The 13271-nt window shown below is 45.9% G+C and carries 15 protein-coding genes; 12 read left to right on the forward strand and 3 right to left on the reverse strand.

The features are described 5' to 3' along the window. Position 1: 1 nt before the first annotated feature. Positions 2-2113, reverse strand: a complete 2112-nt coding sequence (locus RH949_RS02910) for an ATP-binding protein (protein ID WP_446351867.1) — start codon at positions 2111-2113, stop codon at positions 2-4. A 239-nt stretch (positions 2114-2352) separates the two neighbouring features. Between RH949_RS02910 and RH949_RS02915 the strand changes: the two genes are divergently transcribed. The 3 genes from RH949_RS02915 (at position 2353) to RH949_RS02925 (ending at position 5027) form a co-directional block, all read left to right on the forward strand. Beyond that, the gene (locus RH949_RS02915) at positions 2353-3054 is read left to right on the forward strand and encodes a RibD family protein (protein WP_446351868.1); all 702 of its coding nucleotides are present in this window, start codon (positions 2353-2355) and stop codon (positions 3052-3054) included. Positions 3055-3270: 216 nt separating this feature from the next. After that, complete coding sequence (locus tag RH949_RS02920) at positions 3271-4467, forward strand: GNAT family N-acetyltransferase (RefSeq protein WP_446351869.1); 1197 nt, start codon at positions 3271-3273, stop codon at positions 4465-4467. A gap of 176 nt (positions 4468-4643) precedes the next feature. Then, positions 4644-5027, forward strand: a complete 384-nt coding sequence (locus RH949_RS02925; protein ID WP_006100147.1) for a DUF4346 domain-containing protein — start codon at positions 4644-4646, stop codon at positions 5025-5027. Between the two features lie 192 nt (positions 5028-5219). On the opposite strand, the gene psb32 is transcribed toward RH949_RS02925, so the two are convergent. Then, entirely contained in the window at positions 5220-5936 is a 717-nt protein-coding gene (psb32, locus tag RH949_RS02930) for a photosystem II repair protein Psb32 (protein ID WP_446351870.1), read from the reverse strand. A 328-nt stretch (positions 5937-6264) separates the two neighbouring features. On the opposite strand from psb32, the gene RH949_RS02935 reads away from it, so the two are divergent. Together RH949_RS02935 and RH949_RS02940 are read left to right on the forward strand one after the other, a co-directional pair. Then, a complete protein-coding gene (locus RH949_RS02935) occupies positions 6265-6759 on the forward strand; it encodes a photosystem I reaction center protein subunit XI (protein WP_006100107.1) in 495 nt (164 codons plus the stop codon). 69 nt (positions 6760-6828) lie between these two features. After that, on the forward strand, positions 6829-6945 hold the full coding sequence (locus RH949_RS02940; RefSeq protein WP_006100027.1) for a photosystem I reaction center subunit VIII: 117 nt from the start codon (positions 6829-6831) through the stop codon (positions 6943-6945). A gap of 85 nt (positions 6946-7030) precedes the next feature. On the opposite strand, the gene RH949_RS02945 is transcribed toward RH949_RS02940, so the two are convergent. Next, positions 7031-7615, reverse strand: a complete 585-nt coding sequence (locus RH949_RS02945; RefSeq protein ID WP_006100074.1) for a hypothetical protein — start codon at positions 7613-7615, stop codon at positions 7031-7033. A 432-nt stretch (positions 7616-8047) separates the two neighbouring features. Here RH949_RS02945 and RH949_RS02950 point away from each other — a divergent pair, with 432 nt between their 5' ends. From RH949_RS02950 to RH949_RS02980, 7 genes are all read left to right on the forward strand, one after another. Further along, the gene (locus RH949_RS02950) at positions 8048-8773 is read left to right on the forward strand and encodes a Bax inhibitor-1/YccA family protein (protein WP_006100236.1); all 726 of its coding nucleotides are present in this window, start codon (positions 8048-8050) and stop codon (positions 8771-8773) included. Between the two features lie 115 nt (positions 8774-8888). Continuing rightward, positions 8889-9996 (forward strand): peptide chain release factor 2 gene (gene prfB, locus RH949_RS02955; RefSeq protein WP_157453108.1). Its coding sequence is split into 2 segments (ribosomal slippage): positions 8889-8960 and positions 8962-9996, totalling 1107 coding nucleotides; the frame shifts between segments, so codons are not numbered across the junction. Positions 9997-10183: 187 nt separating this feature from the next. Then, positions 10184-10399 carry a DUF3285 domain-containing protein gene (locus tag RH949_RS02960; protein WP_006100290.1) on the forward strand — a complete coding sequence of 72 codons (216 nt, stop codon included), beginning with the start codon at positions 10184-10186 and terminating at the stop codon, positions 10397-10399. A gap of 37 nt (positions 10400-10436) precedes the next feature. Then, positions 10437-10964, forward strand: coding sequence for an rRNA maturation RNase YbeY (ybeY, locus tag RH949_RS02965; RefSeq protein WP_044206205.1), 528 nt, complete (start codon positions 10437-10439; stop codon positions 10962-10964). A 50-nt stretch (positions 10965-11014) separates the two neighbouring features. After that, a complete protein-coding gene (locus RH949_RS02970) occupies positions 11015-11530 on the forward strand; it encodes a diacylglycerol kinase family protein (RefSeq protein ID WP_006100175.1) in 516 nt (171 codons plus the stop codon). A gap of 72 nt (positions 11531-11602) precedes the next feature. Further along, on the forward strand, positions 11603-12223 hold the full coding sequence (locus tag RH949_RS02975) for an anthranilate synthase component II (RefSeq protein WP_446351871.1): 621 nt from the start codon (positions 11603-11605) through the stop codon (positions 12221-12223). Positions 12224-12249: 26 nt separating this feature from the next. After that, positions 12250-13038: an MBL fold metallo-hydrolase gene (locus RH949_RS02980; RefSeq protein ID WP_446351872.1), complete on the forward strand. Its 789-nt coding sequence runs from the start codon at positions 12250-12252 to the stop codon at positions 13036-13038. The last annotated feature ends 233 nt before the right edge of the window (positions 13039-13271 follow it).

Consider the following 13271-nt stretch of genomic DNA (forward strand, 5'->3'; position numbering starts at 1 on the left):
ATTAATCCGTTATTAATTTGCCGTTAATCTCGCCAATTGAATCCTGATGTTTAGGCAACTCTGTTGATAGTTGTGAGGGTGAATCACTGTCAAGTTGCTCATCCGTATCCTGTCCCTTTGTTTCGACAAGCGGTAAGCTAATGTTCACCGTCGTTCCCTGACCTTCTCCAGCACTAAAAAGGGTAATTGTCCCCCCCATCAATTCGATCAAGTTGCGGGAAATAGCCAGACCGAGACCTGTACCACCATACTTGCGCGTGGTTGACCCATCTACCATGACAAAGGGACGAAATAGTTTAGCCTGTTGCACGGGATTGATGCCAATTCCCGTATCTTTAACCGTTACCACAACTTGTGCAGGAAACGACTCTCTAGTTTCATGACTTTCAGTAATTTGTCTATTACTGGGAATCGTGGAGACACTAGCAACAGATGTAGAATCATCAGCACTCACCACGGGTTCGGTCTGATCGCTGGCTGTGTCAATCTGTGTACTGACTGTAATGCTGCCCGAATCAGTAAATTTTGCCGAGTTACCAATTACATTAATTAAGACTTGCTTCAGTTTAGCGGGATCGGCAATAACGGGAAGTTTTTCATGTAAGTTTTTTGTGTTGAATTCGAGTCCTTTCGATTGAATAGAGACTGCCTGTAAGTGAATCACTTCATCAATCATTTGACGCAGATCGATCAGTTCAACTTCCACGGAAAGTTTCCCTGATTCAAGTTTTGCCAGGTCTAAAACATCATTAATAATGTTCAACAAATGAATAGCCGCTTCATCGGCTCGTTGTAAAAAGTCAAGTTCTTCCTCGCGGTCATCACAGAAACCATCTTTGACCAGTCGCAGGCAACCAATAATACCATTCAGGGGAGTTCTCAGTTCGTGAGATGTTGTAGCGAGAAACTCATTCTTAAGCTGGTTGGCGGCTTGGGCTTCTTTCCAAGCGGCTTCGAGTTCTTCCGCCCAATGTTTGAGGCGCTCAAACATGCCATCCAGGGCTTCGGCTAATTGGTTAATTTCTCGAATTTTGAAGGTATGAGGAATGCGATAATTCGAGTGAAGCTGGGATTCATGCAGGGCGCAATCTCTGAGTTTTTCTAAGGGACGGGCGAGGTCACGGGAAATGTAAATTGTGGCTAAAATACTGGCAGCAATTAAGCCACAGGTGAGGATAAACAGAACTTGGCGGATATCCTGAAGACCGATCAGCGCACTCTCTAAGGGGGTAACAGCAAGAATAATCCATTGCTGGTCAGATTGGTCGCTAATCGGACTTTCAATCGCTGTATAGCCAGCGACATATTCCTGACCATCCACGGCAAGATGGATAAAGGACTCACGACCTGCGATCGCGTCTTCGACCAGACTCTCAAGTCTTGAAGAATCGAGTTCTTGGTTGATATTGCGTCCCACTTGCTGGGCGATGGGATGCACCAGAATTTTACCCGCTTGGGTAATCACCACGGCTTCACCAGATAGGGAACCCGGCTTAATAGATTTGGATTGGAGTAAGGTTGAGCATAAGCTCAAAGCATATTGGAGTTGACCCTCAGCGTTATAAACGGGCGCACTCAACAGAATCGGGAGTTGAGTTTTGCCTGAGATGGCTTCGGCTTCGTTTGTAGCAGGGGTTGAGGGTGCTAGCGGAGGTAGGACTGTGACCTCTATTTGAGACGGATCTATAGAAACCTCACCTTCCTGACTAGACCATTTTGAGATCACTTGCTGGTTGACGAGTAAGGATTGATTACAGGTACTGCTCACGATATCTTGAGTCTGAATATCACTCAACTGCACGCAATTGACCGGGGTGGGGAGTTGTTGAGCCAGTTGGTTGATAAATTGTTGATAGCCTGTCGATGACTGAGATTGAAAGACTATGGCTTGGCTAGCGGTCAGCAGGTTAGCTTGTAACGCTGAGATCGCCTCTTGAATGCTTTCCCCTTTTCTCACAGCACTTTCGGTTAAATTTTGACGCGCTGTGTCTAGAAGCGTTGAGCGTGCTTTTCTGTAGGTCACATAAACTCCCAGAAGCAACACTGGCACGCTGAGTAACAACAGGCGTGACAGCAAAACACGACGAAAGGAGGATTGACCTGGCTTAGCCATAAGATACGCTGGTGTGATTACAGAAGAAAAGGTGGTAGAAAGAGTAATCGTTAATACAGTTTACGAGTCACGGAGTCTTCCTGAAAACCCCTTATCTCTATCCTAGAACGATTCACAAGCTCTTTAGGGGTTGCTGAATAAGTATGGTGGTGAGGATAGGGAACAGGGAATAGTAAAAAATCTCCTAACCTTGGAGCCTTTTGCGATAGTTACCATTATTTTTCTTGCCCCAGACAACTATGCCGGAAACGTCTGCTATCAATCGACCCCATACTACAGTCGTTCTGGCTATGAGTGCCGATGGCAAGATTGCGGACGTGACGCGATCGCCTGCCCGATTTTCATCGTCTGCGGATCAAGCTCATCTGGAAAGCCAAGTGGCACTGGCGGATGGGGTTTTGTTCGGTGCAGGAACTCTCCGGGCTTATGGTACCACTCGCAGTGTCTCAAATTCCCAGTTACAGCAGCAGCGTAAACAACGGGGCTTACCCATCCAACCAGTGCAGATTGTTTGCTCCCGTCTAGCTCAATTCGATCCACAATTACGCTTTTTTCACCAAAACGTACCCCGTTGGCTGTTGACGACAGAGGCGGGTGCTGAACCCTGGCGGGACAAGTCGGATTATTTTGAGCGGATTTTGGTGGTGAATGCCTCTAGCGATGGGATAAATTGGCATGACGCTTATCAACAGCTCAACCAATTGGGCATCCAACGGCTTGCTGTCTTAGGGGGGGGTAACTTAGTGGCATCTCTACTGGCGGCTGATTTAATCGATGAACTCTGGTTCACAGTTTGTCCCCTGATTTTAGGGGGTGCAGCCGCCCCAACGCCTGTTGAGGGAACTGGCTTTTCTGAGCAATTGGCGAAACGTTTAGAACTTTTGGCAGTTGAGAGGGTTGACCAAGAGTTATTTCTACACTATCGGTTGTCCAGGGAATGAGGAGATGGGGGAGTTGTAGAGACGTTGCATGCAACGTCTCTACAACTTAATTTTGACAATTCATCTCACATTAATCGGTCAAAATAAACTCGGCTATGTTAACTTATGTAAATAACCCCTCAAGCCCTTACCAATGACAAAAGACTAATGACAAATAACGATCCTCACCGTTCATTTTAATCCATGCCGATCTAGACCTAATTATAGATTTTCCCAATGGTTCACCAACCGCAGACTGACTATTCCGTTAACTGGGTTAACCGGATGGCTGATATTCCCCAAGCCGCTTGGGATGCCCTTGCCCAACCCCTGAAAACGCCGTTTCTAGAATGGGACTGGTTGAATAATTTAGAAACATCGGGAAGTGCGACGTCTAAAACCGGATGGTTGCCCCATCACCTAACTATATGGCGAAACCGAGAGCTTATTGCGGCTGCGCCCTTCTATATTAAAGGTCATAGCTATGGAGAATTTGTCTTTGACCACCAATGGGCAGATCTGTCTCATCGTTTAGGCGTTCGCTACTATCCCAAACTGTTAGGGATGACGCCGTTTACTCCAGCAGGCGGTTACCGATTTTTAATTGCACCTGGAGAAGATGAAGATGAACTCACTGAGATTATGGTGAGTGCCATTGATCACTTTTGCGGGAATAACCGGATTAGTGGCTGTCATTTTCTCTTTGTTGACCCTGAATGGCGACAGGTGATGGAACGCCATGGTTTTACAAGCTGGTTGCATCACAGTTATATTTGGCAGAATAAAGGGTTTAGTAGCTTCGATGATTATCTGAGTATCTTTAACGCCAATCAGCGGCGTAATATTAAGCGGGAACGTAAAGCGGTGACTAAAGCCGGACTGCGTTTGGTTCCTTTAGTCGGGGATGATATTCCCAAATCCTTATTTCCCCTGATTTATAACTTCTATAGCAGCACCTGCGATAAGTTTTTTTGGGGCAGTAAGTATCTGACGCGCCAGTTTTTTGAACAGTTGTATCCCGACTATCGTCATCGTGTGGTATTGGTGGCGGCTTATCGAGACGATGATGACCGACATCCCGTGGGGATGTCGTTTTGTATTAATAAGGGTGATCAGTTGTATGGGCGCTATTGGGGCTGTTTTGAGGAATATGATTGCCTGCATTTCGATGCGTGCTATTACACCCCGATAGAATGGGCGATCGCGAATGGGGTTAAGATGTTTGATCCAGGTGCTGGAGGACGCCATAAGCGGCGGCGAGGATTTCCCGCGACACCGAATCACAGTCTGCACCGATTTTATAATCAACGCCTGATGCAAATTTTGCGCCACTATATCGGTGAAGTGAATGAAATGGAACAGGAAGAAATCGACGCGATCAATAATGATTTACCGTTTAGCAAACGAGACATTCAATTTTTGGTTCAGGATTAATTGTCACGGGATGATGAATGATGAAAGTATCCCAGTTTTTAACCGAACCTCAGCGCAATTGGCAGGGGTCTTAATTTTTTAATTGCCATAAGATGCTTCTGCTTCCTGCCCTCTGCCTGCTTTAAACGGTCTAAACACGATACTATTCAAGAAGGGACGCATTGAGCCAAGACAAGATGAACCAAACAGTAGAAGACCTGCGTACAATTAATGACAAACTGTCTAAACGGGAAATTGAACTTGATCCCGGTGGATATTTTATTATCTACCTCGACCGGGATGCACGGTTAATTTGTGCCAAACATTTCACCAATGTGATTGATGATCGCGGTTTAGCCGTTGACCCAGAAACCGGGAAACCGATTCCCGCACGAGGTAAGGTTGAACGGACTCATACGACCTTGTTTACAGGTAGAACCGCCAAGGAACTTTGTGTGGTTATTTTTGAGCAAACTCAGCCCTGTCCAGTCACAATGTTGGATCATGCGGCTTATTTAGGACGGGAGTTTATGCGGGCTGAGTTTGCTTTAATTTCTGGACAGGAGTATGTTCAGGATTAGTGCTTTACAGTAAAAGCTTCTGATCATCTCTTAGAGAACAGGGAACACCTCGACCCTTCGACAGGCTCAGGGCATCGCTTACCTCGACTTACTTCGACTTACTTCGACTTCGCTCAGTAACACGCTCAGTAACACGCTCAGTAACACGCTCGGTGTGTCACAGGGAACAGTAACAAATGACAAATGACGAACTTAACCAGAGAAGCCCTGATAAAAGAAATAGGTTGCCATTGGTACCACTGTCGCGACAACCAATAGTACAACAACCCAGATGGTCGAGTTTTTTGTGTCAGTTTCTTCTGCGCTGGTAAATGTGCCTTCAACCTGAACCGTTTCTTCTACAACTGGAGGACCGGGATCAGGTTGACCCGATAGCACAGCCACTAAGCGATCGCTAGCCTCTAAAAAAGACTTATTGTACTTGTTACCTTCCCGCAAGGGGACTGTCATTGTTTCCGAGGCGACACTCTCGGCAATGTCGTCTGGCATAATTGACTTGACGTCTTCCCCAGTGACAATGGCAGTATTATTGGTCAGGGTATCGATCAGCAGCAAGGTTTGATTCGCTTGGGCTTCCGGTGTCGGATACCATTTTTTGAATAGGGCTTTAGCAAAGCTGTCTACGGTTTCACCGTAGTCTAAACGGCGAACCGTCACAAATCTGACTTCCTGGTCGGTTTTCTGGGCTAAATCTTCCAAGCTTTTGCTCAACTTGCCTTCACTCAGGCGGCTGAGTACGTCGGCTTGATCAATCACCCATGTTGGTTCACCCGCGTTGACATTGGGCATTTGGTAGACGTTTATAGCGTTGGCAGGTGTAGCCACCAATCCGCTAACTAAAACGCCCAGTAATAGCGGTAGTATTAGACGTTTCAGGTTTTTGTATAGTTGATTGAAGATTTGTCTCATTTACTGACTCTTGAGATGACTGTTTTTTTCAAAATACTACACTCTAGTGAACGACCGACATCTAGCTCATGTCTTGACAGATAACCATAGTTGTGCAACTTAGATTCCTGACTTCTTGGAGAAGTCAGGGGTTTTGGTCGCTGGACGTAGACGATGATTCGCGCCGATTACTCCCTAGAGACACGGCGGTGTTATATCCTTAAGCTATAACTAATTTGATGAAGTTTTTTAAAGGTCTTCCCATATTGTGTCATGGGATTACCCTTCCCTGCTTACAATGTTAAGTCAGGTATTTTTGTAAACATTCAGATTGAGAGGCAATATCTAGATGGCAGATGCAAGAAATATGGAAATGGTAAAACCTTACGGGGGAGACCCTTTTGTGGGTCATTTATCGACTCCGATCAGCGATTCGGCGTTTACCAGAGCGTTCATTGGCAACCTGCCAGCTTACCGCAAAGGGCTATCCCCATTCCTACGCGGCTTGGAAATTGGTATGGCTCATGGTTACTTCTTAGTGGGTCCTGAGGTTGTGTTTGGCGCACTGCGGGATTACCCAGAAGCGCGTTATCTGGGCGGCTTAGTCACCGCTTTGGTTATCGTTCTGCTTGGAACCGCCGGAATGGCAGCTTGGGGATTAGTGTCGCTCAAAAGCGCCGCCGAAAGCGCTCCGGATACAGAACTACTCAAAACGTCTGAAGGCTGGAGTGAATTTGCAGGTGGATTCTTTGTTGGAGGTATGGGAGGCGCTTTCGTGGCTTACTTCCTCCTGGAAAATTTTGAGACAGTGGACGCCATTTTCCGAGGCTTGGTGAATAACTAACCCCATTGGGTTCGTTCATTGGGTAATATTTGTCTTGAACTCTTGTAAATTTAGATAGGACAATTTGACATGACTGGTTCTTATGCAGCTTCGTTCTTACCCTGGATTCTGATTCCCGTCGTTTGTTGGCTGATGCCTGCTGTGCTGATGGGACTTTTGTTTATCCACATTGAAAGTGACGCCTAACCAAGGAGTGTCTCAACCTTGAGTTGATGAGTCGTGTGGGTAGTTGTTTGCCCTGTGAGCAAAACACCCACACGACAAAGTTGCATTAATGGGGAGAACTGGACGTCCTGTCTCTCGGTTTGGACTTGGGTTGAGAATCTTTAACCTTCGGGATGATTACACTTTGACCTCCTAAAGATAATATCTCCTCATACCTTTTGTCACTACTTTGGAGATTACTATGATGGAAAGTGACAACCACAGTGCATTCATCTCTAGTGCAAGAAACTTCAAAACTATACTTTGGATACAGTGACTTGAGATGATTTTCCCACATTTGTTGGATGACTTGACCCAAATAAAATAAGTTATCAATTCCAGCAGATTCTGAACCAGGAAGCAAATCATCAATATGCTGATGGTTCATTACCTGCTCAATCGAGGCAATATTATCTCCGAGTTGTGCTTTCCACTGCTCGTAAATTTCTAAATTAAAGGCTTCTGATAAAAAAATACCTCCCTCATGTTCAACAAAGTCAGGTAAAAAGACTTTGGTGAAGGCTAAAGCAACTTCAATATTAGAGACTCCAGCCAGATAATCCCAGAGAGAAAAATCATCGCCGTTAATTTGTTTCCACTGCTGGAAATCGCTCATCTTATCTGTATTTAAGGATAGGTGCTGGGTTTCCATGATTTTTAAGGTATCTCGTCAGTTATATAAAAATGATTGTAAGCTGTTCGGAATTAAAACCTTACTTAATGTCAAAAAAATGAAAATAATTGTAATGCGAGCATCTTGCTCTCTATCCATTCCCAATTTAAATGCGTGACCGCTTAAGCTTACAGTCCATAGTCCTAGTTAAATCATTGCTAAAAATATGTTTGATAGCTTTATAAATGCTGTATTCTTTGCTGTTTTTTGATTTAAATTTTACTCTTGCTACCAATATAATTACATTGAAAAATATTGGCAATGCCATCCTAGAATAAAGTGTAGTATACTATTATTGAAAGTCAATCTGCTTTCCTTAGAGATTCATCTCACCGTCAAATCGAAGATTACGACGGGAGCCATCTTACCCGATCAACTTAAATTATTTCGTAAGTTACACAAGGAGTTCTCATGAGTAACACGAGTAACTTTCGCCAAGCCATGCGTAATGCTAAGGGTCAAGCCTTAGTCGGACCCAATGTGATAGCCAATGCTCTGCCCTACGTCGGTGGTGGATTAGTTTTAACGGCTGTCGGGACTTATGGTGGTTTGAATGTCCTTACCACCAACCCCGGGTTATTCATGACAACCTTCTGGGTTGCCCTGATTGCTGAATTAGTCCTATTCTTCGTCGCTCGTGGTGTGGCGGAGAAAGGCAATAACAGTGCAGCATTGCCTCTGTTGGCGACCTATAGCCTGCTCTCAGGCTACACCCTCAGTGGTATCGTATTTGTTGCCATTGGCACTTCAGGCGTAGGAATTCCAGGGATTGGAATCGCCGCTCTGGGTTGTGGTGTCACTTTTGTTGCTGCCCGTCAAATTGGCTCGAATCTTTCAGACCAAGATGGGATGGCGTTAACCCAAACCGTGCAACTGGGTATTATTGCCTTGTTGGTGGTGTTGGTGGGTCAGCTCGCCTTGAGCTTTTTTGGCGTTTATACCCCTAGCTGGCTAGAAATTGGCATCTCTGGCATTGGCGTTTTACTATTTGTTGGTGCGGCGGTGGTGGATTTCTATATCTTGCCCCGCACCTATCGCAATGATCAGTATCTGCCAGCCGCATTATCGATGTACTTGACCTACATCAACCTGTTTATCTTTATTTTGCGGTTGTTGATTGCCTTTAATCGCGACTAATTGACTCACCTTATCCCACGACTTTTAAGGCGTGGGATACCTGTCATTGGTCTGATGTAATTAAGTTTTCTGATTACAATTGATTAAAGGGAGTAAAGTACCAGCACAAAAAAACATGGAAGTTGTAGAGATTAAACGCGAAGTCGAAACCTTGTCCCTTCGCCTGGGAAAAACCCAGGACTATCTTTGACGTACCTGCACTGACTGCCAAAATTAAAGACTTAGAGCAACAAGCGGCTCAACCGGATTTTTGGGATGACCAAACCTTCGCTCAGCGAACCCTGCAAAAGCTGAATGACCTGAAATTGAATTTGCAGCAGTACCAGCAGTGGAAAAGTAATCTAGAGGATGCAAAAGCGGTTCTGGAATTGCTGGAATTGGAAACCGATGAAGGATTGCTGCAAGAAGCCCAAACCAATGTAGTCAAGCTGAATCGCGAACTTGACCGTTGGGAATTAGAACAGCTACTATCGGGTCCTTATGACGCCAATGGCGCGGTACTGGCGATTAATGCGGGGGCGGGCGGAACAGATGCTCAAGATTGGGCAGAAATGCTGCTGCGAATGTATACCCGTTGGGCAGAAAACCAAGGGTATAAAGTGCAGTTGGCAGAATTCTCGGAAGGAGATGAAGCGGGGATTAAGTCAGCCACCCTAGAAATTCAGGGACTCCGCGCCTATGGCTATTTGAAAGCAGAGAAAGGAACTCACCGACTCGTGCGAATTTCTCCCTATAACGCCAACGGAAAACGGCAAACCAGTTTTGCTGGGGTTGAGGTTATGCCCATCCTGAACGAGGATGTAGACCTAGATATACCTGAAACGGATTTAGAGATTACCACCTCTCGTTCTGGGGGTAAGGGCGGTCAAAATGTCAATAAAGTGGAAACCGCCGTTCGGGTTAAGCATATTCCCACAGACATTGCCGTGCGCTGTACCCAGGAGCGATCGCAGCTACAAAACAAGGAAAAAGCCCTCGCCCTGCTGAAAGCCAAGCTATTGGTGATTGCCCAAGAACAACGCGCTCAGGAAATTGCTGAAATCCGAGGCGATATGGTTGAAGCCGCTTGGGGGAATCAAATTCGCAATTATGTCTTCCACCCTTACCAGTTGGTGAAAGACTTGCGGACGAATGTGGAAACCACAGGCGTTGATGATGTCCTGAATGGGACGCTCGATCCCTTTATCGAAGCCTACCTGCGTCAGGAAAATCAATTGACCTGATCGGTGGAGAGAGGGGAGCAGGGGGAGATGGGGGAGATGAGGAAGTTAACTCAAAACTCTACCTTACCTGTTTCCTGTTCCCTGACGAAGGACAAATGACAAATGACAAATGACAATTTGTTACATTCTGTAAAGAAAGGCGATAAAATAGTTTTTAGCGTCAAATCACCATTACTGACCATTACTGATGAGTCAATCCTCAACACCCCCGGATACAGCGAAGCCGCCGTTTGCTGAACAGCCAACACCAGCCAACGCCGCTTTGAATGAACCGAAACCCAGTTACGTGAAATTAGCCATGCGTAACATGGTGCGTAAAGGAGGCAAATCCCTACAACACTTTTTTCTAACCAGCGTGGGTTTGTTAGCTGTGCTGATTGGTTTAGCTTACCTGACTCGTTAACGTTCCCATAGCTCATCTCACACCAGAGGCGGCACAAGTGAATATCGAACTAATAGTGCAGGATTGTTTCTTTGAAGCCTCCCAGTCAGCGACTCCGGAAGCTAATTCCCTGACGAACCCAATTTCCACCTCCACTTGGGAACATTGGTTCAGCCAATGGCTAGAAACACTGCACCCCGATAATCCGCCAGCGCCGACGCATGAACTGACACTACGCCTGACTGATGACGCAGAAATTCAGGCACTTAATTCTCAGTTCCGCCACAAAAATCAACCCACTGATGTACTCTCCTTTGCCGCATTAGAGGTAGACTCGCCTCAGATACCTCCAGATATGCAAGCGGCTGAATCAGTCTACCTGGGCGATTTAGTCATTTCAGTGGAAACAGCTTATCGCCAAGCCCAACACCAGGGTCATCCCTTGAGTATAGAGCTGGCTTGGTTAGCAACCCATGGGTTGCTACATCTTTTAGGGTGGGATCATCCGGACGAGGAAAGCTTGCAACGAATGCTAAACCAGCAGCAGGCTTTGCTCCAGATTGTCAACTTGACGTTACCCGTATAATGACACTGGATTCGGTGTCAGTTCATTACTAGCAATGGAATTCAATCCCCATGGTTTATAACAATACTCACTCTCCCAATTCTCAATACTTAGTTCCCGGTTCCCGGTCGATAGTGCATGACTTGTCACTGCAAAATCAGCCAGAGTCTGACCCGAATCAAAGATTTAAACGAGACTTGGCTTGGTGTATTGCCCCAACCCTAATGGTTAGTTTTAAATATGCTTGGGCGGGAGTTCGCTATGCCTTTGTCACCCAACGGAACTTTCGCATTCATACCCTGATTGGCACAGTGGCAATCACTTTGGCGATTTTGTTAGAATTGCCGCCTGTAGAAATTGCGGTAATTGGCTTGACCAGTGGGCTAGTGATGACCCTGGAATTGCTGAATACAGCAGTTGAGGCAGTGGTTGACTTGACGGTTAAACAGTCCTATCATAAGCTGGCAAAAGTTGCCAAAGACTGTGCGGCAGGTGCAGTTCTCATCTCCGCGATCGCAGCCCTACTCGTTGCTGGTTCCCTACTTTTACCGCCCTTGGTGACTCGTATCCTGTTACTGATGCGCTAAGCTATTTTTTTAACCTAAATTAAAGTGTAATGGTTTGTCGTGGTTAGGGTAAGATACCCAGGAGTGTAAATTTTGATTGTTGTCATTGATAACTACGACAGTTTTACCTATAACTTGGTGCAGTATCTAGGGGAACTTGGGTTCACATTTCCGATTGCCACGGATATTCAGGTATACCGCAATGACCAAATTGACCTAGATCAACTGCGCCAATTAAATCCCGATGGGATAGTAATTTCCCCAGGACCCGGACGTCCGGATGATGCCGGGATCTCTTGTGAGTTAATTGACCAACTTGGTGCAACTGTACCCATCTTAGGCGTTTGTCTGGGTCATCAAAGTATTGGTCAAGTCTTTGGCGGAAACATTATCTCAGCCCCCCTGTTGATGCATGGCAAAACCTCGGAAATTTATCATACTGGCGTCGGTGTTTTCCAGAATTTACCCAATCCCTTTATCGCCACTCGATATCACAGTCTAGTAATTGAGCGAGACACCTGTCCAGAGGCGCTGGAAATTACCGCTTGGGTGGAAGATGGCACAATTATGGGGGTGAGACACCGGAACTATCCCCACCTTCAAGGCGTCCAATTTCATCCAGAGAGTGTTTTGACCGATTGCGGTAAACAGTTATTGCAAAATTTCTTAGTTTCTCTTCCAGCATCGACTCAAAACCCAATGGTTCTAGCTTAAGTTTGAGGAGTATTGATTAACTAACGATGAAACGGCGACAGTTGATGCGCTACGTGGGTGCAGGGGTGCTTGGCACTTTGGGAACGACATTGGCTTCACAATTTCAGTCGGCTGAGGCGCAGTCGGCGAGTGGAACACTGACAGTTAAGTGGTTAGGACATACCTGCTTTTTGTTTACAGGTGGAGGGATGCGGATTTTGGTGAATCCGTTTCGGACAGTCGGGTGTACCGCAGGTTATCGTCCGCCAAAAGTAGAGTCGGATTTGGTTTTAATTAGTTCTCAGTTGTTGGATGAAGGTGCGGCTGAGGGATTGCCAGGAAATCCGCGTATCCTGTTTCAACCGGGAGTTTATCAGATTGGGGGGATTCGATTCCAAGGAATTAGCATTCCTCATGATCGCTACGGGGGACGCCGATTGGGAAATAATGTGGCATGGCAATGGGAGCAAAGTGGGATTAAACTTCTCCATTTAGGTGGCGCAGCCGCACCGATTGAAATTGAGCAGAAAATTCTCATGGGGCGTCCGGATGTGGCATTTGTGCCTGTGGGCGGCAGTATTAAAGCCTATAATCCGAGGGAGGCGAAAGACGCGATCGCGGTGTTGAATCCGAAGATGGTCATCCCAACTCATTTCCGTACCCAAGCAGCGGATGAAACCTGTCAGGGGGACTATGGGATTGAACCCGTGGATGAGTTTTTAACGGTGATGGAGGGAATGCCTGTAAGTCGGGTGAACAGTGATACGTTGACATTGAAGCCATCAGATTTGCCCCAGAATGGTTCGATGATTAAAGTGTTAAGTTATCGATTTTAATTATTGCACTCAGTCGGGGCGGGTTTAGTCGAATCTGGGTGAGTAAAAAAGGATAATGGTAAAACCTGCCCCTACATAGGGCTTAAGCTTTTAATCAATTCCTATTTTGTGGGTCTGTACGATATATAATTCCTTCAGATATGTCTAGTGGTAGAATATCAGCCAACTGACATTTTAGTGGCATCGTATTCATTGAAGAATACTTGATTAGGGCTTCGACTGATCCCTGCAAC

Origin of the sequence: Coleofasciculus sp. A1-SPW-01 (assembly GCF_040217205.1) — a bacterium.
GTDB lineage: Bacteria > Cyanobacteriota > Cyanobacteriia > Cyanobacteriales > Coleofasciculaceae > Coleofasciculus > Coleofasciculus chthonoplastes_A.

Coding starts and splice junctions, on each gene's coding strand:
- RH949_RS02910 (WP_446351867.1), bottom strand. CDS start 2,113: ATGGCTAAGCCAGGTCAATCCTCCTTTCGTCGTGTTTTGCTGTCACGC.
- RH949_RS02915 (WP_446351868.1), top strand. CDS start 2,353: ATGCCGGAAACGTCTGCTATCAATCGACCCCATACTACAGTCGTTCTG.
- RH949_RS02920 (WP_446351869.1), top strand. CDS start 3,271: ATGGTTCACCAACCGCAGACTGACTATTCCGTTAACTGGGTTAACCGG.
- RH949_RS02925 (WP_006100147.1), top strand. CDS start 4,644: ATGAACCAAACAGTAGAAGACCTGCGTACAATTAATGACAAACTGTCT.
- psb32 (WP_446351870.1), bottom strand. CDS start 5,936: ATGAGACAAATCTTCAATCAACTATACAAAAACCTGAAACGTCTAATA.
- RH949_RS02935 (WP_006100107.1), top strand. CDS start 6,265: ATGGCAGATGCAAGAAATATGGAAATGGTAAAACCTTACGGGGGAGAC.
- RH949_RS02940 (WP_006100027.1), top strand. CDS start 6,829: ATGACTGGTTCTTATGCAGCTTCGTTCTTACCCTGGATTCTGATTCCC.
- RH949_RS02945 (WP_006100074.1), bottom strand. CDS start 7,615: ATGGAAACCCAGCACCTATCCTTAAATACAGATAAGATGAGCGATTTC.
- RH949_RS02950 (WP_006100236.1), top strand. CDS start 8,048: ATGAGTAACACGAGTAACTTTCGCCAAGCCATGCGTAATGCTAAGGGT.
- RH949_RS02960 (WP_006100290.1), top strand. CDS start 10,184: ATGAGTCAATCCTCAACACCCCCGGATACAGCGAAGCCGCCGTTTGCT.
- RH949_RS02970 (WP_006100175.1), top strand. CDS start 11,015: ATGGTTTATAACAATACTCACTCTCCCAATTCTCAATACTTAGTTCCC.
- RH949_RS02980 (WP_446351872.1), top strand. CDS start 12,250: ATGAAACGGCGACAGTTGATGCGCTACGTGGGTGCAGGGGTGCTTGGC.